Origin of the sequence: Streptomyces noursei ATCC 11455, assembly GCF_001704275.1 — a bacterium.
Lineage (GTDB): Bacteria > Actinomycetota > Actinomycetes > Streptomycetales > Streptomycetaceae > Streptomyces > Streptomyces noursei.
Genome location: NZ_CP011533.1, coordinates 1,690,091 through 1,704,330, shown reverse-complemented (window position 1 = coordinate 1,704,330; position 14,240 = coordinate 1,690,091). Strand labels below are relative to the sequence as shown.

The window sequence follows — 14,240 nt, the reverse complement described above, 5'->3', positions numbered from 1 at the left end:
AGAGGTGAGGCGCCGGAAGGCCCGGAGCCGAGGTCAGCGGTTGCGGCGTGGGGTCGACGGGCTGGCCAGCGGGCTGGCCCCGAGAGCGGGCGCGGGATTGCTCGATCGGTTCTGTGCCGAAGTCGCGGTGCGGCTGCGGGCGGCCATGACCCGGAGGTCGGCGGCTGTCTGCGGGAAACGTGCGGCGCGGTGGACGGCCTGGGCGACCGCAGTGCGGCGCACGTCGAGGGGGGTCGGAGCCCGAGGAACCTGGGGGACGGTCGGGCCCACGGGAGTGAGCGTGACCAGGTCCTCCATCTTGCGATCGAGCTGGTGCCGCTCACGCATCACCGGGGCTGGATCGGTCATGGCGGCTGCCGTCGCGGCGATCAAGTGGGACGGGGTGCGGGCTGTGAAGACCGCCTCCGCGCGTGTGCCCCAGCCCGGTGGGCCGGCCCACAGCGTGACGGTTTCGTCGTCCCAGCCGGACAGGCGGTTGTCGATCAGGACGCCTGCTTGTCCGTCAGGGGCGATGATCTCGACGGTGCCACGCTCGGCTCCGCCGTCGCGGGTCCAGCCGGCTTCGGTCAGTGGCCGGACGGCGTCGGCCCTGTACAACGACGGGTTCGCCAGAAAGCGCGCGTTGCCGTTGTAGGCGTCGGCTTCGGCGTAGTCGTGGGCCAGAGCGGTGGTGAGACCGGCGACGATCTCGGCCGGTGTGACATGGTTGAAGGTCGCCGTCCAGCTGGGTGCGGAGACGGCGTCCCCGGCTGCGGTGATCTTCCACAGCTCGAAGTCGTCGCCGAACCAGCCGATACGAATCCTCTGGTCGGGCGAGGTGACCAGGAGCTGGCAGGGGCCCTCGTCGAGGTAGTGGTGCGGCCAGTGAGCGACGGGGGCGAATCCGGCGTCGCCGGTCCCGTTGGAGCCGGCCAGGTACATGGGGCTGACCAGTACCTCTTGGTAGGGATGCTGGTCGTAGGGCTGGGTGCTCATAGTCGAGGCTCCGGGGGCGTAGGAGGGGAACGCGCCCGCGTGCACAGCGGAACGGGCTGCTCGACTGCACGCGGGCGCCGTGGCAACGGGGAGACGCGGCTGGCTCTCAGCGGCACCCGGATCACCGGCCCCGAGAGGGGGCCGACTGGGCGGTGACGGCCGCCGGCACCCGCGGTTGCGGCTGCGGTGCGTGGCTGAACAGGGCGCTCGGCGCGGCGGCGCTCCGGCGCAGGGCCGCTGTGGTTCGGATGCCGTCCGACCTCAGCGGGACGCCGGTGTGGGTCCGGGTGACCGACGTGACGGGGGCCGGGGGTGCCGAGTGCCCCCGCGTGGCGACGGGGTTACTCCAGTGCTCGGCGGCTGCGTAGACGGGGCCCAGCGCCCGCCCGGCGTCGGTCAGGACGTAGGGGTCGCCGTGGCGCGGTCCGGTACGGGCGACCAGGCCGTCGGCCTGAAGCCGGTTGAGGCGATACCGGGTGAAGCTGTTGTCCAGGCCAGCCTCCTCGGCGATGTGGACGAACCGCATGGGGCCGCCCGCGTCGAGGACCTGGATCACGGCGGTCGAATGCCGAAGATGCAGACGCCGCACGGCGTCCTCGACGCGTTCGGCACCGGCTACCTTGCCGAGCGACAGGTTGGTCTGAGACCAGTCCGACAGGGCGCGGTGCACCGAAGACAGCGACTCGCCCAATGCGCTGAGCTGGTACGGGGCACCGTGGCGGTCCTCGGCTCGGGTGACCAGACCGTCAGCGTGCATCTGCGCCAGCCGCTTGCCGACGAGTTGCTCGCTGACGAAGGGGAGCCGGGCGGCGACGTCACGCGCGCGCATGGGGCCGCCGTGCTGGGCAAGCGTCTGCGCCGACCAGGTCGTCCACTTCGGCGCTATCAGGGAGAGGGCGTCCTCGACGCGTTGCGCGTCGACGGAGCCGATCTGGGGAGTGGTGGGCTGTGCGTTGGTGGACATGGTGATAACTCCGGTGAGGGAAAGAATGGTTGGGGTGGTCAGGCGCGGGCGGTCGGGACGGGCTCGTAGGCGTCGCGTTCGGCGCGAAGACGCTGGAGCACTGTGCCGATCCGACGGTTGCTGACGCGGATGCCTCGGTCGCGCAGGCCCCGGCGCAGGGCTTCGCGGTTGAGACGGGGCAGGGATGCGGCGACCTGGCGGGCGGTGGTCATCAGGTCCTCATCGCCGGGAGCGGAGCCGGTCCGGCGATCCGAAGGCCGGCGGGCGGCAGGCTGGTCCAGCAGGAGGCGGACGTCCAGCAGGTCCCAGACCGCCTCGGTTTCTGACTGCTCCTGGCGTTCGAGGTCAATGACTTCGGCCGCGTGCAGCAGCACGGGGCCGTCGAGGGTGTGCTCGCCGGAGCGGCAGAGCTGCCAGGCCGTGTCCAGGTTGCGCCGGGCGGCACGGACCTGGGCGTTGGTCTCAGCCAGGTCGCCGAGCCGGCGCAGCACGATCGGCAGAACGGGATCGCTGGAACCGCCGTGTGCGCCGATGCGCTGGAGTTCCTCCAGCGAGCGGCCGTATCGGTGCTCGACCAGGTAGCGGGTGTAGATCGCGGTGGACATAGGGATCTTCCTTCCTCGGGGTTCAGCGGGTGCGGGTGGGCTTCGCGGCCGTGCCGACGGGCGACGCGGAGGCGGTGTCGGTGACTCCCGGAGCCGGGCCAGGGTGGCTGCGGCTGAGGGCAGCGGAAACGCGTGGTGCAGTTGATCGCCCGTCCTGGAGGGCTGCCTCGCCTTGCGATGTGAGCGACAGGAGCTGTCCAGGGCGGTACGACGACGTGCGGGTGTCCTTCTCCAGCAGCCCGTCCGCGAGGAGCCGCTCGGCGGTCTCGGCCAGCACCTTCGACCGGTTACCGGCCCCGTCGGAGAGCCAGGTGTAGCCGTAGACCGCGCTCTGGTGGAAGCGCAGGCCGCCTGCCTCGACTGCTTCGAGGGCGGCGAATTGGCGACCATCCGCGATGGCCCAGTCGTCGTCCCGCCCCGGTTCCTGCCCCGGGGCCAGGCGCACGCTCTGACGCGGTCCCTTCGAGGCCGGCACAGCGTCGGGCTCGGGCAGAAGGCGGTGGTAGGTGGACACGGCCCTGGTCAGTTGCTCGTAGGCCGCACCCCGGCGGGCGACGAGCAACTCGATCTGCGGGCCAGTGGTGCGCAGGATGCCGTACCAGCCGTGCATGCTGGCGTGTTCGCCGCGCCCGATGGGTTCCAGAACCTCGATCGCGGACTGGGCGGCGCGGGTCAGTTCGCGGTGCAGCTCGTCGACATCGCGGGCGGCCTCGGCGACCATCCTCCCGACGAGGTCGCGAGGGTCGCGGGGCGGGCGGTTGTCGGTCAGCGCCCAGGGGTCCTCGACGCCGAACTCCTCGGCGACCAAGTGCGCGCCGGGCCGCTTGGCCGGGTCGTGGGGATTCACTCTGCCGCCTCCATCCGGGCCAGCAGGGAGCGCACCAGGGTGGGCAGGCTGTCGGGGCCGTCGCCGATCCAGACGTGGTCGGTCGCCTCGCCGAGGACGTAGGAGGCGTCTTCGAGTAGGCCGTTGGAGATTTCCATGCAGGCGTCCGTGATCCGCGAGGCAGCGAGGAGGGACTGGGAGAGGACCTCGACGTAGTCGCCGGGGGTGAGGCCGGCGGCCTCGGCGGCGGTGCGGATGGCGGCTAGTTCCAGCGCGCTGAACGCGAAGTCGAACTTGCTGTCAGGCTCGGTCGGTGTGGGTGCGGCGAAGGCTGGGTCCGGGGGCTCGGTGGGGATGCCGACTCGCGTGCAGATCTGGTCCACGGAGGCGGTCAGCTCTGCGAGGGACTCGGTGAGCCAGCCGAGTGCGGAGGCGTACGACGCCAGGGTGAACAGACCGGCGGGGGTGGCGGTGAGCGGTTCGTCGATGACGAACCTTTCGAGCCGGTTGTTCAGCTCGCAGACCACCTGGGGGCCTGCCGAGAGCGCGCCGAGAACGGGATGCAGGTACGAGCGGCTGGGGGAGGTGGGGTACTCGGTGGTCAGGACGGCGGAGACGCTCTGCGCGGCGTCGGTGAGCAGTCCGGCCAGTTCAGCGCGGGCCAGGGGGGTGCGGTCGGCGGTCATCGCTGAGGGGCCTTTCGGGAGACGGATGCGGTGGGGTGGGCTGCCGCAGGTGCGGCGGCCGGGAGGGACGCTGTCTGGCCGACCGCGTGGGGAGAGCGGGATCGTGCTGCCTGCACGCGCGCCTCGGCCGCCGAATCTGCTTCGATGTCCTGGCGGGGGCCGGTTCGGAGATGGGCCGCGCGGTAGACCGCGTAGTCCTTCCGAGTACCGGCGGCAACGAGGTAGATCTCGCGCTTGTGGGTCGAGGCAGGCGGGGCCGGGCGGAACTGGATGACCATCCGGTAGGAGACGGCCGGGTCGACGTAGACCTTGTGGTAGCCCGCGAGGCGGCCCTTCAGGGGCAGGCAGTCGTCGCTGCCGTGGACCAGGTTCTGCAGTTCCAGCAGGGCCAGGTCGCGTATGTCGTCCGGGAGTTCGCGCAGGTCCGCGATGGCGTCGGGGTGCGCGGCGAAGGCGAAGCGGGCGCGGCTCACATCGACCTCCGAACGTTCGGCTGCTGGGCCGTGCTCACGGACGGCGTGATGTTGGGGCCGACGCCGGCCTCGGAGTTCGAGGAGGTGTTGGCCAGCTTGGGCGCGGGGGTGGCCAGCACACGATGGTTGGGCCGGGTCGGGCTGGTCGTGCACGCGGCGAAGGGGCCGTCGGGAGCACGGAGGTGGACCAGGGCCTGGTCGAGGTGGTCGCGGTGCCACGTCGAAGGACCGGACAGGCCGGCCTCGGCGTCAGTGAGCTGCTGCCACGCGAGCCAGAGCGCGTGCAGCCGGGCCACGGCCTCGGGGTGCTCGTGCCACTGATCGCACCACGGTCGGGTGGTGCTGATCTCCCGGCCGTAGACGGGCAGGAACAGGTAGTTCACCCAGTCGCTGAGAGCGGCGAGTTCGACGGCGTATGCCTCGCCGCCCAGGGCGAGGATGAACACCGAGGTCGGGCCGTCGGCCTTGTCGGCGTCCGCTGTCTCTGCGGCCGGAGTGTCGCTGGTGGGCTGAGGGGCGGGGTCGGGCTCGGAGCCGAGGCGGTCGAGGATGACACCGTGCTGGCGTACCTCCGCCATGGTCTTGGCGAGGGTGCTTGCGAGATCGTCGAGATCGCCGTCGGGTACGCGGAACGGCTCGGGGGTGGCCTTGCTGGGGTCGGACATGGCGGATCCAAGGGAGTGAGTGAGCAGGGCGGGGGCGAGGTGCGGCGCGCTCTTCTGGAGGTCATTGCGGTGCTCCGTTCGCGGGTCGTCATGGGCAAGAGGATGCGGAGAATCCGCGATTTGGTACGGCCGGAGAAAGGTGGTAGTTGAGCCTTAAGGCGCGGTGCAGCGGGGGCAGTGAGGGAAGGGCGGAGCCAGCAACTGCACAGCTCGGGCAGCCTGTTGGGGGACCACGCCGTTGCCGAGCGCGGTGAGTTGAGCCGGTCGGCCAAGCCCTGGAGTGGCGGTCACCCAGCCAGCGGGAAGGCCCTGCATCCACTCCACGAAGTCGGCGCGCAGGCGTCCGGCCGCGTCGGTGGGTGCCGGTGCGGGACGGGTGAGCGTCTCCCATCGGGTGATGGCGGATCCATAGGCTCCCCATCGTCCGTCGGGCCCCCGGCTCCCGGGTCCGCTTCCGCCCACAGCGGCAGGACCGCCGCCGACAAGGGCGGGCGCCAGCTCTTGCCCGGACGGCGGACTGAACTGCTGGTGTCGCTCGCCCTCGGGGTGGGCAGCAGCGAAGCCGCCGCGCTTGGCAGCGTCATGTCCCCGTTGCCGTGCCGCTGGTTCGGCGAGCCCTTGATTCCGTGACTTCCTTGGGTTCAGAATTTCCGAGGGTTCTTCGGCGGGAACTCGGGCTGTTACCGACTGTCGTGGGCGGTCGGGGCCTTGGGTTGTCGGACGACATCGAGATGGGCTCTGGCACGGCAAGCGTGAACCGATAACTGACCGTGGCGGCGTTATGAGGAGTACAGGACTCGGCGGCGGAGGAGGTCCAGCTTCGCCCGCCCTGACCGCCGTTTCCCGACGAGTGTCTGATCGTTGAGCCGGACATGAAATCCCACCTTGCTATCAGCGCGATTCTGGCGGTCGTCGCCACCTTCGTTGTCGCCCCGGCCGCTCAGGCCGCTTCCAGGACCATTGAGGTGTCGGTCATCGCGGCCCGCAACCTCGCGAACAAGGACGGCTTGTTCGGTAAGACCGATGCCAACGTGCTCATCAAGGTAGGTGGCAGGAACCCGGCAAACGGCCATGCTTGAGCGGAGGTCTGCGGCGGTCGAGACCCCTCACCGCTCAACCGCGGCCTCTGGCTACTGACATCCGATTCTGCTGTACCACCGGCCCAACCCCCAGCACGTGCTGTCTGCCAGAGCCCAGCCCAGCTCGCCCCCGATGAATCCGGCTCCGAGCCCCAAATCCCAGGGGAAACAGATGCCGTTGGACGCGAGAACGGGCTTTGGCAGGGCAAGTGGGAACCGGTGACTGACCGTGGCCGCGTGACGTTGTGATGTGTGTACGAGTTACCGGAGCTTGATCGCCTGTTCCCTCACCTGTCGGACGTGGTCATCGACAGCATCGAGGGGGACGGCGCAGAAGTGCACGTCCGGGCCCAACCGCAAGCCGACGACCTTGAACGTACCGGCGGCTCAGGTCTGCCAGGCCGCCACGTGCCGTTCTCGAGCCACCCGTGCCAGCGCTTTCCGCAGCGCCTCACGGTCCGTGCCCCGGGTCTTGAGGGCGTGGCAGTTGGGGCACAGGGCCACCATGTTCACCGGGTGGTCTGCGCCGTCCAGCGCGAGATCTCGCACGTGATCAACCTCCAGGATGGGCTCCCCGGCATCGGTGACCGCCTGGAAGCCCGGCGAAGAGCACTCAGGGTTCTCGCATAAGCCTCCGCTGCGGGCCAATACCGCAGCCCGTGCCCGCGCCGAGCGTTGGCGCCGGTTGATGGTCGATGGCCGGCGGGTGTTGACGCTCCCCATGGAGTCCAGGGCGTTCACGAGCTCCTGGTAGCTACGGCTGGTGGCGCTCGCCGTGGCCGGTGTCGTAATTCGCCTCGCAGAAAGCTCAGGAGCTGGCGCTGGGGGTGGCGTGGAGAACGCAGTCGGTACGGCAGATGTCGGCTCGGTATCACGGAGACGGGCGCGCGGCTCCGTGCGTCTGCGAGGCTCGCTTGCGTCCGGTGCCGGATGCGAGGCAGCCGCGTGCCTGGGCACGGGTTCAGGGTCTTCCCGGCGGCGATCCTGCTGTGGTGGCAGCGCGGGCTTGGGCTCCTTTTTGCGGGCGCGGGGCTCCTCCGGCGGCGGAATGTATGTGCGGGCCGGTTGGGGCTGCTGCACAGCCTGGCGCGCTGCGTTCTCCCCCTGCCGTCTGCGGCGCTCCTCCCTTCGCTGTGCATCCTTCTGCGCCTGACGCCGCCGCTGTTCACGCTGCCTGGCGGCGGCTTCCACGACCAGGCGCCGCACGGACGGCTCGGTGGCTGTTCGACGGAGCCATGCCGCGTCGAACGCCTGTGGAGCGCGCTGCAAGAAGGACGGCATCGGCTGCGGTTGCTGCTCCTGGTGCCGCTTGCGCAGGTAGGCGATCATCTCTGCCGTCCAACCAAGGTCCGCAAGTTCCTGGACGGCGATGCGCCCGCTGCGGGAAGGGACCTCGTTGGACGGCCGCACCTGCTTCTTGTTCTTCGACAATGCGCCCCCGCCTTAGTTAGACGCCGCGCAGTTTATTCGTAACTACGGGCACCGTGATGGGCGTCGAAGGTTGAGGCCGTGGCGCGCGGAGCCAGGGCATCGGAGATAGGAGTGTTGTCCACGGTGTGTTCCAGAGGTGAGGTCGGTCGGATGGCTTGGGGTGGCGGGGAGGGCGAGTCAGCCGTGGGTGCGCGAGGGAGGCCGTGCGCCTGATGGCTTGGAGGCAGGGAATGGGCGTTCCGGTGGCCGGGCGGCTGGTCGTGGAGTGCTGCGGGCGAGGGCGGCGTGGACGCGTGCCACAGCGGGTTCCTCGGTTGGCGGCGCGGGGGTCGGCGACGGCGGTGCGGGGTGGCCGTTCGCGGCCTGCCAGCGGGTGCGCACGTCTTCGAGCGGACCGAGCGCATGCAGCGCATGGCTGATGAGCCGCCCGAGGGCCAAGGTCTCGTTCTCGGCCAGCGCGCGGATGGCGCGAGCGGAGACTGCGGCCGTGCGGGTGACGGAGGAGCGCATGACCTGTTCGCCGAGCCACTCGGCGCTGCCGGGGCCGACACCGTCGCAGATGGCGGTGAGCTGTTCGGCGGACAGCGTGCCGTCGGCAAGCAGACCGCGACGCTGGGCCTCCCACAGCACGGTGATCCGGTCGATGGGCTCGCCCCGGTGGTGCAGTGCCCCGAGGCAGCGGTAGAGCTGGCCGTGGGCCGGGTCGGCGAAGTCGCCCGGCCGCAGCCAGCCGACCACTTCGTCCATCGCCTTCGGCCGCTCGACCAGAACCGCCAGCAGGAACCGCTCGTCCTCGGCGACCTGGTCTGCCCGGACTGGTGGGGGCGCGGCCGGGGCGGCGGCCGGTGGCGTGGCAGGCGCGACCGGGCGAGGCTCGAACCCCCAACGCCGTGCGAGATCGCCGAGCACCCCGGTCAGGACATCCGCATAGTGCAGCGCTCCCTCCACCTCGCCCTGGAGGGCGTCGGCGCGGGCGGCCTGGTGAAGGCGGACCGCGTGCTCGGTCACGGTGCGATGGATCGCGCCCTCCAGCACCATCCGGCCGTACACCGGAGCGTGCCTGGGGCGCGGGCATGCCGAGATCAGGGTGTGCGCGTATGACGCAGTTAGCCCCCGGATGTGGAGGCTGGCCTCGTCGACCGCATCGGTCACCCATGACAGCGGCACGGAATCCACGGTGGCCAACGCGGGGTGGCCGTCGGTTTGTAGCTTGCGCAGTGCGGCGAACAGCGCTTGGTGGACCGGCCGGTAGAAGTGATCCGGCGCGAGCCAGTCGAGGTGCGCGAGCTGACTGGGGTCAAGCAGCACCGAGCCGAGCACTGCCTGTTCGACATCCAACAAGGGGCTCATCGCTGCCCCCCACCATCGGGAGCCGGGTGTCCGTTCTGCCGGGAACGGAGGTCAGCGACGGCCTGGTCGGCGGCGGCCACCGCTGCGGCGAAGCCGTCCAGGGCGCCGGTGAACGTCGGGTCGGTGGCGAGAATCGAGCCGGCACCGCTGACCAGCCACCACCGGCCGTCGCGCCGAACGACCGGTGAACCCACGAGACGACCGGATCGCGGCGTGGGCGCGCTCATGCCGACAGCCCGAAGTCGTCGCGGCCAAGGGGTTTGGCGGTGGCCCGCTCGGTGATGGCCTCCGTTGCGCGGGCCGAGGCCCGGCCGACCACCTTGGCGGAGGGCTCCTTGTACCAGGGCCGGAGGTCGAGCATGGCCACCCGGATGCCGGTGGCGAACAGCAGCGCCCTCCCCTTGGGAAGCGCGCGAATCGCGTCCGGCGGCAGGATCCGCTCGGTACGCATACTCACCGAAGTGGACTTTCCGCCGTCACTGGTCGACACCGACGTGGTCTGCACGTCGTGGTCACCGACCTGCCTGCTCAGGCGGTCGGCGAAGTCGGCATCGTCGATGCCGCTTCCGACGATCTTGATGGTGGCGGCGGACCAGAGGGCGTCCATGCCTGCGTCGCCCCAGCACCGCTGGCCCTGCCGGTAGGACTGCAGGATCGTCATCGGGATGACGCCCCGGCTGCCCAGGTGGCTGTACAGGTCGGGGAGATCGCTGATCTTGCAGACGTTGGCGGCCTCGTCGAGGACGCACAGGGCGGGCGGGTCGAGCCGCCCGCCGGAGCGCTCGGCGACGACCACGGCCGCGCGCATCACGGCATCGGCTGCTGCGGCGATGATCGCCGACGCCGAGCCGCCGCCGTCCTTGCTGAGGAGGTACAGAGTGTCGCGGGAGGTGGCGAACGCGGAGGGCTTGAACTCGGGAAGGTGCTTGCTGGGGGTGACCCAGGCGGCGACGTCCGGGTCGAGCAGGCAGCTCGCGTACTGCCTCGCGGTCTCATAGATGCCGTCCCGCGTTTCGGTGGCCCCGCTGACGGTGCCCTGGAGCTGGGCGGCGACCGCGTCGTGGCCAGCGTCGGTGAGCAGGTCGACGGGAGTGCGGTCAGCAGGGGAGGCGAGCCAGGCCAGGACGTCGGTGATGGGGCGTCGGTGACTGGCGGCAGCGAGGAACAGCGCGCCGAGGGTGTTGCTCGCGGCGGTGGACCAGAAGTCGGAGCCGTTCGACTCGTCCACGCTGGCGGCGACGAAGTGTCCGGCAAGGCGTTTCGCCCCGGCGAGGTCGCGGGCGTCGGCCAGGATGTCCCACCACATCTCGCGCGGGTGGTGGGCGATCTGCTGCGGGTCGAGGGTCCAGATCGTGCCTATCTCGGCGCGGGCGTCCACCGTCGCGGTGAAGGCGTCGTTCGCCGCCTTGTTCGAGGTCAGCAAGACCGGGCCGGGAGCCGACAGGATCGCGGGGATCGCCAGTCCGGAGGTCTTGCCGGAGCGCGGGGCCATGATCGCGACGATCACGTCCTCCCAGGAGGCGCGGACCTTGGTCCGACCCGGGGAGAGGGTGCCGACGAGGATCCCGCGGTCGGCCGGGGCGACCTGGTTCGGCTTCAGATCGGACAGGCTCGGCCGCAGGCTCCTGGCCTTGGCAGTGATCTCCTTGTCCAGCAGCGGAGCGAGATCCGCCTTGCGGGCGAGGCCGTTCTTCGCGCCGCCGCGCAGACGCATCCACAGGACCAGGCCGGCGGTGGTGAGACAGACGGAGAGCAGGCCGGGGATGATCCGGGCGCCGACCAGCAGCGCTGTGGGGCTCAGGTGCGGCCAGAGCACGTCGGGGTGAAGCAGCGCGTCGGTGGCCCTGAAGGACACCCACGGGCCGGCACCGACCAGGGTGTTGGTGAGGTTGCCTGTCAGCCAGGCCAGGGAAGCGAAGGCGAGAGCGATGCCGAGGATGCCGATGAAGAGGTAGAGGAGCGCGTCGGACCCGGTGGTGGTCGAGGGCGCGCTGGTACGCGGTGCGGGCATGGTTGGTCCTGGGAGTGAGCGGAGGCGAGTGGTGGGGGCGGGGCGCGCGGCGCTCTTCTGCTGGTCATCGGGGCAGCTCCTGTTCTGGAAGGAAGTCGGTGGGCGAGGTCATCGGGTGCGCGGCGACCGGGGCGGCGGGGCGCCGGCCGGTGGTCCTGACGTACTGGCCGAGGGCGTCGTGCGCTGGGCGGCGGCCTGCGGGGAGGAGGTACGGGCGGCGCGCTGCCGATCCGCCTCCGGACTCCGTGTGGCGGACGGTGCGGTTTCCGCGACCGCGTCGGCACCGAGGACGTCGCTGAGCAGTTCCCTGGCCCGTAGGACGTTGACCATCTCGTGGTGCCTGGGCTCGCTGAGGCCGGTACGGCACGCGGCGATCCCGTCCTTGGCGATCTCCAACTGCTCCTGGGCGTCGCGGAGCATTCCGTGGGCGGCGGCCAGTCGTGTCCACGTCTCGAAGGCCGGGTTGTGGTGCGGGTCGTCGAAGTCCAGGCGGACGCGGGCCCAGTCGGCTGCTGCGGCGACGAGTTCGGTCAGCTGCGGCAGGGCCCCGACCAGGGCACCGTTGACCTCCTCGATGATTCCGGCGACCTCATCTGGCGTTGCGGTCTCGGTGAGCCGGGCGATCATCCCCGGGACGGAGTGCGGGTCGGCAGACGGATGGGGCAGGTAGCGGACCTGCAGCGGCGTGTCGGAGCCGGACGCCTCACCGCCGTGGGCGAGCCGGATGTTGTGCTGCATCGCGGCGCCGACGACCTCACCGATGCTCGGGTAGAACTCGGCCACGGTTCCTCCTCGGTCGTTGTGCTGGACGTTGCGGGCTGGATGGGGAGCAGGGGGAGCGCGTGCTCCCCACCCGTATGGGCGGGCCGGCGCGCGGCAGGTTGGCGGAGAGAGAAGAGGGGAGAGCACCGGGGTCACCGGGTCCGAGGGCCGGGGACCTGCGACGGACGTACGGCCGGGCCGACCTCCTGTGCCCCAGCACCGAGCGCTGACGACGCTTTCGCCTTGGCCGCCGCGGGCGATGTGGCGAGAGCCGCGATTCGGGAGCCGGGGAGCGCTGGGGACAGCGTCCGCGCCTCCACCTGGTCCTGCTGCGAGTCGTCGGCACGCTGCAATTCGGTTTCCGCTCCGAAGAGTTCGGACTGCGCCGCGCAGACAAACTCCGCAGCGACGCCGAACCGGTCGGCGACCGCATACGCCTCGTCGTCGAGGTCGGATATCTGCTCGCCTGCCGCCTCCAGCGCTTCCCGGACGCGTTCCAGTGCGCCGTGCTCAGGGTGGAGTAGGTGATCGACCGCCTGTTGAAGTTCGGCCCTGCTCTCGGCGGCCCGGATCTGGTCGGTGAGGCGCAGGATTTCGGCTCCGGCCGTGTAGGGCCCGAGGAGGTTTGCTGGGGTGGTCGACCTGTTGGTGTCGAGTGAGGGGTCGAGGTCGACGGTGTAGCGGGCGGCGCGGAGCATCTCGGTTGCGTGGGTGGCGATGGCGGAACGGTCAGCGGTCGGGGTGGTGGTGGGAAGGCGGTGGCGTCGGCCGTACCAGTCCTGGATCTGCTGGAAACCGGCGTGCTTGAGAAGCGTGGCGGAAAGGTCGTCGTTGGCGCCCTTCGCCGAGATGCTGCCGCTGGGCTCGGTGGTGATGGTGATGGAGGGGGAAGGCACGAGGGTCTCCTGGGCGCGGTGGGTCGGGCTGGGAGCTGAGGGGAGGTGGCCGAGGTCGGCCGCGATGCGCTGGCACTCGGTCTGCAGGTGGAAGGCGTCGCGGTAGGCGTTGTGGAGGCTGCCGTCCTCGCGGGCGAGGGTGGCCACGACGTAGACCCGGTGGGGCTGGTTGCGCAGGGCGATCCATCGGCAGGCGTCCGGATCACCGTCCGGGGCGATCCCGGTGGCCGCCACCACCCGGCGGGCAACGTCGGCCCACTGTGAGTCGGTCAGATCGGGGCGCCGGGGGTCGGAGCGGACCGAGCAAACCCACACCGGCCGCTCGGGCGCGCGGGCCCCGAGGCGCTCGACGGGCGCGTCCAGAGCGTGGGCCAGGTACGGCAGGGTCTCGGGCTTGGCGAGCATCTCGATCGGCGCGCCATGGCCGTCCCCCGCGATCAGGCGGGGGTTGATGTGGCTTCCGTGCTCGCCCGGCCCGTACAGATACGTGAGCAGGCCGGCGGTGTGGCTGGCGCGCTGCAGATGGGCGATCACGGCGTCTACCTCGAAGGGGAGTGGCGAACGAGAGCCCGGGGGGTCGGGCCGTCAGGGAGAGAGGATCCGCAGATTCCGCGATTTGGCCGAGCCGGAGATGGCTGGTAGACGCTGCGCTCACCCCGGCTCGTCGAGGCCATGGTCATAGGCGAAGTTCGCGCAGGCGGAGCGGGCGAAGTAGGCGTCGTTGTGCAACCGGGCCCAGCGGCCGTCCTGGCGGATGACGGTGGCGACGATGTCGAGTCTGTTGGCCTGGTTGCGCAGGGCGGCCCACCGGCAGGCCGCTGGATCTTCGTCCGCCTCTCTGCCCGTGGCGTCGAGGACCTCGCGCGTCAGCTCGAACCAATCGTCGTCGTCGAGCAGGTTGGTGGTGCTCTCGGTGCGCCGCACATCGCAGCGCAGGGGGTACTCGGGCATGGGGTATCCGCATCACTGGCAAGGAGGGGGCCGGTGCCCCGCCGGGGCGGGGCACCGGGTGGTCAGAAGTGGGGGTTCTCGGTGGGCCGGTCGGCTTCGGTGGCGGCCTGGAGCAGCTCGGTGAGGTCGCCAGGCTCGGAGGAGCGCTGGTCGATCCACCATCCGGCGCGGGTGATGGTGCGAGCCGACTCCTCGATCTGCTCCCACTCCCCCTCGCTGGTCTCGCCTTCGAGGACCAGAGCGGAAAAGGCGGCGGACAGGACCTGGTGGCGACACCGAACGCCCCAGGCGACGGCGCGCTCGGTCCCTTCGAGCGGCGGCATCCGGTACTGCTTTGACCAGGCTTCGGACTCGGCCTGCTCTTCGGCGCGCTTGGCCGCCAGCCGGGCGGCCTTGTCCTGCTCGTCACCCTCCTTCGCGGCCCGCCAGCAATCGGTGCACTCCTGCTTGCCGAGCCACTCGGCGAAGCCAGCGCGACGGTCGGCCGCCCGGTCGGACAGGTCACGGGCGGCGCTGTGCCCACAAGAATGGGTGATCTGCCAAATGGTCTTCACGGCCATGGGAAC

At 70.7% G+C, this 14,240-nt stretch carries 16 protein-coding genes; 1 reads left to right on the top strand and 15 read right to left on the bottom strand.

Going from position 1 to position 14,240, the window contains the following annotated elements; genetic code table 11:
* Positions 1-33 precede the first annotated feature (33 nt).
* The 7 genes from SNOUR_RS07120 to SNOUR_RS07090 all read right to left on the bottom strand — a co-directional run bounded on the left by SNOUR_RS07120 (position 34) and on the right by SNOUR_RS07090 (position 5,194).
* On the bottom strand, positions 34-975 hold the full coding sequence (locus tag SNOUR_RS07120) for an SPDY domain-containing protein (protein WP_067344778.1): 942 nt from the start codon (positions 973-975) through the stop codon (positions 34-36).
* 121 nt (positions 976-1,096) lie between these two features.
* Positions 1,097-1,939, bottom strand: a complete 843-nt coding sequence (locus SNOUR_RS07115) for a winged helix-turn-helix transcriptional regulator (RefSeq protein ID WP_067344777.1) — start codon at positions 1,937-1,939, stop codon at positions 1,097-1,099.
* A gap of 38 nt (positions 1,940-1,977) precedes the next feature.
* Entirely contained in the window at positions 1,978-2,544 is a 567-nt protein-coding gene (locus SNOUR_RS07110) for a hypothetical protein (RefSeq protein WP_067344776.1), read from the bottom strand.
* Between the two features lie 22 nt (positions 2,545-2,566).
* A complete protein-coding gene (locus SNOUR_RS07105; protein ID WP_067344775.1) occupies positions 2,567-3,391 on the bottom strand; it encodes a hypothetical protein in 825 nt (274 codons plus the stop codon).
* Positions 3,388-4,056, bottom strand: coding sequence for a hypothetical protein (locus tag SNOUR_RS07100; protein ID WP_067344774.1), 669 nt, complete (start codon positions 4,054-4,056; stop codon positions 3,388-3,390). The genes SNOUR_RS07105 and SNOUR_RS07100 overlap by 4 nt, the downstream gene beginning before the upstream one ends.
* A complete protein-coding gene (locus SNOUR_RS07095; protein ID WP_067344772.1) occupies positions 4,053-4,529 on the bottom strand; it encodes a hypothetical protein in 477 nt (158 codons plus the stop codon). The genes SNOUR_RS07100 and SNOUR_RS07095 overlap by 4 nt, the downstream gene beginning before the upstream one ends.
* Positions 4,526-5,194 (bottom strand): DUF4913 domain-containing protein, encoded by a 669-nt coding sequence (locus tag SNOUR_RS07090; protein WP_312632087.1) that lies wholly within the window; start codon positions 5,192-5,194, stop codon positions 4,526-4,528. Before SNOUR_RS07090 ends, SNOUR_RS07095 begins: the two co-directional genes overlap by 4 nt.
* 872 nt (positions 5,195-6,066) lie before the next feature.
* Between SNOUR_RS07090 and SNOUR_RS07085 the strand changes: the two genes are divergently transcribed.
* Positions 6,067-6,273: a C2 domain-containing protein gene (locus SNOUR_RS07085; protein ID WP_067344770.1), complete on the top strand. Its 207-nt coding sequence runs from the start codon at positions 6,067-6,069 to the stop codon at positions 6,271-6,273.
* Between the two features lie 387 nt (positions 6,274-6,660).
* Here SNOUR_RS07085 and SNOUR_RS46050 read toward each other — a convergent pair whose 3' ends face one another.
* The 8 genes from SNOUR_RS46050 to SNOUR_RS07045 all read right to left on the bottom strand — a co-directional run bounded on the left by SNOUR_RS46050 (position 6,661) and on the right by SNOUR_RS07045 (position 14,234).
* On the bottom strand, positions 6,661-7,704 hold the full coding sequence (locus SNOUR_RS46050) for an HNH endonuclease (protein WP_159425818.1): 1,044 nt from the start codon (positions 7,702-7,704) through the stop codon (positions 6,661-6,663).
* A 177-nt stretch (positions 7,705-7,881) separates the two neighbouring features.
* Positions 7,882-9,054 carry a DnaB-like helicase N-terminal domain-containing protein gene (locus tag SNOUR_RS07075; RefSeq protein ID WP_067344767.1) on the bottom strand — a complete coding sequence of 391 codons (1,173 nt, stop codon included), beginning with the start codon at positions 9,052-9,054 and terminating at the stop codon, positions 7,882-7,884.
* Positions 9,051-9,248: a hypothetical protein gene (locus tag SNOUR_RS07070; RefSeq protein WP_376738501.1), complete on the bottom strand. Its 198-nt coding sequence runs from the start codon at positions 9,246-9,248 to the stop codon at positions 9,051-9,053. Before SNOUR_RS07070 ends, SNOUR_RS07075 begins: the two co-directional genes overlap by 4 nt.
* A 29-nt stretch (positions 9,249-9,277) precedes the next feature.
* The gene (locus SNOUR_RS07065; RefSeq protein WP_067344762.1) at positions 9,278-11,065 is read right to left on the bottom strand and encodes a type IV secretory system conjugative DNA transfer family protein; all 1,788 of its coding nucleotides are present in this window, start codon (positions 11,063-11,065) and stop codon (positions 9,278-9,280) included.
* Between the two features lie 108 nt (positions 11,066-11,173).
* Positions 11,174-11,848 (bottom strand): hypothetical protein, encoded by a 675-nt coding sequence (locus tag SNOUR_RS07060; RefSeq protein ID WP_067344761.1) that lies wholly within the window; start codon positions 11,846-11,848, stop codon positions 11,174-11,176.
* A 131-nt stretch (positions 11,849-11,979) separates the two neighbouring features.
* Positions 11,980-13,257: a hypothetical protein gene (locus SNOUR_RS48140; RefSeq protein WP_312632086.1), complete on the bottom strand. Its 1,278-nt coding sequence runs from the start codon at positions 13,255-13,257 to the stop codon at positions 11,980-11,982.
* A 117-nt stretch (positions 13,258-13,374) separates the two neighbouring features.
* On the bottom strand, positions 13,375-13,674 hold the full coding sequence (locus SNOUR_RS07050) for a hypothetical protein (RefSeq protein WP_067344759.1): 300 nt from the start codon (positions 13,672-13,674) through the stop codon (positions 13,375-13,377).
* A 62-nt stretch (positions 13,675-13,736) separates the two neighbouring features.
* Positions 13,737-14,234 (bottom strand): hypothetical protein, encoded by a 498-nt coding sequence (locus SNOUR_RS07045; protein WP_067344757.1) that lies wholly within the window; start codon positions 14,232-14,234, stop codon positions 13,737-13,739.
* Between the last annotated feature and the right edge of the window lie 6 nt (positions 14,235-14,240).

Bases quoted from the DNA above. Each gene is read 5' to 3' on its own strand.
- SNOUR_RS07090 (WP_312632087.1), bottom strand. From the start codon at position 5,194: ATGTCCGACCCCAGCAAGGCCACCCCCGAGCCGTTCCGCGTACCCGAC.
- SNOUR_RS07075 (WP_067344767.1), bottom strand. From the start codon at position 9,054: ATGAGCCCCTTGTTGGATGTCGAACAGGCAGTGCTCGGCTCGGTGCTG.
- SNOUR_RS07045 (WP_067344757.1), bottom strand. From the start codon at position 14,234: ATGGCCGTGAAGACCATTTGGCAGATCACCCATTCTTGTGGGCACAGC.
- SNOUR_RS07110 (WP_067344776.1), bottom strand. From the start codon at position 2,544: ATGTCCACCGCGATCTACACCCGCTACCTGGTCGAGCACCGATACGGC.
- SNOUR_RS07065 (WP_067344762.1), bottom strand. From the start codon at position 11,065: ATGCCCGCACCGCGTACCAGCGCGCCCTCGACCACCACCGGGTCCGAC.
- SNOUR_RS07100 (WP_067344774.1), bottom strand. From the start codon at position 4,056: ATGACCGCCGACCGCACCCCCCTGGCCCGCGCTGAACTGGCCGGACTG.
- SNOUR_RS07115 (WP_067344777.1), bottom strand. From the start codon at position 1,939: ATGTCCACCAACGCACAGCCCACCACTCCCCAGATCGGCTCCGTCGAC.
- SNOUR_RS07050 (WP_067344759.1), bottom strand. From the start codon at position 13,674: ATGCCCGAGTACCCCCTGCGCTGCGATGTGCGGCGCACCGAGAGCACC.
- SNOUR_RS07120 (WP_067344778.1), bottom strand. From the start codon at position 975: ATGAGCACCCAGCCCTACGACCAGCATCCCTACCAAGAGGTACTGGTC.
- SNOUR_RS07085 (WP_067344770.1), top strand. From the start codon at position 6,067: ATGAAATCCCACCTTGCTATCAGCGCGATTCTGGCGGTCGTCGCCACC.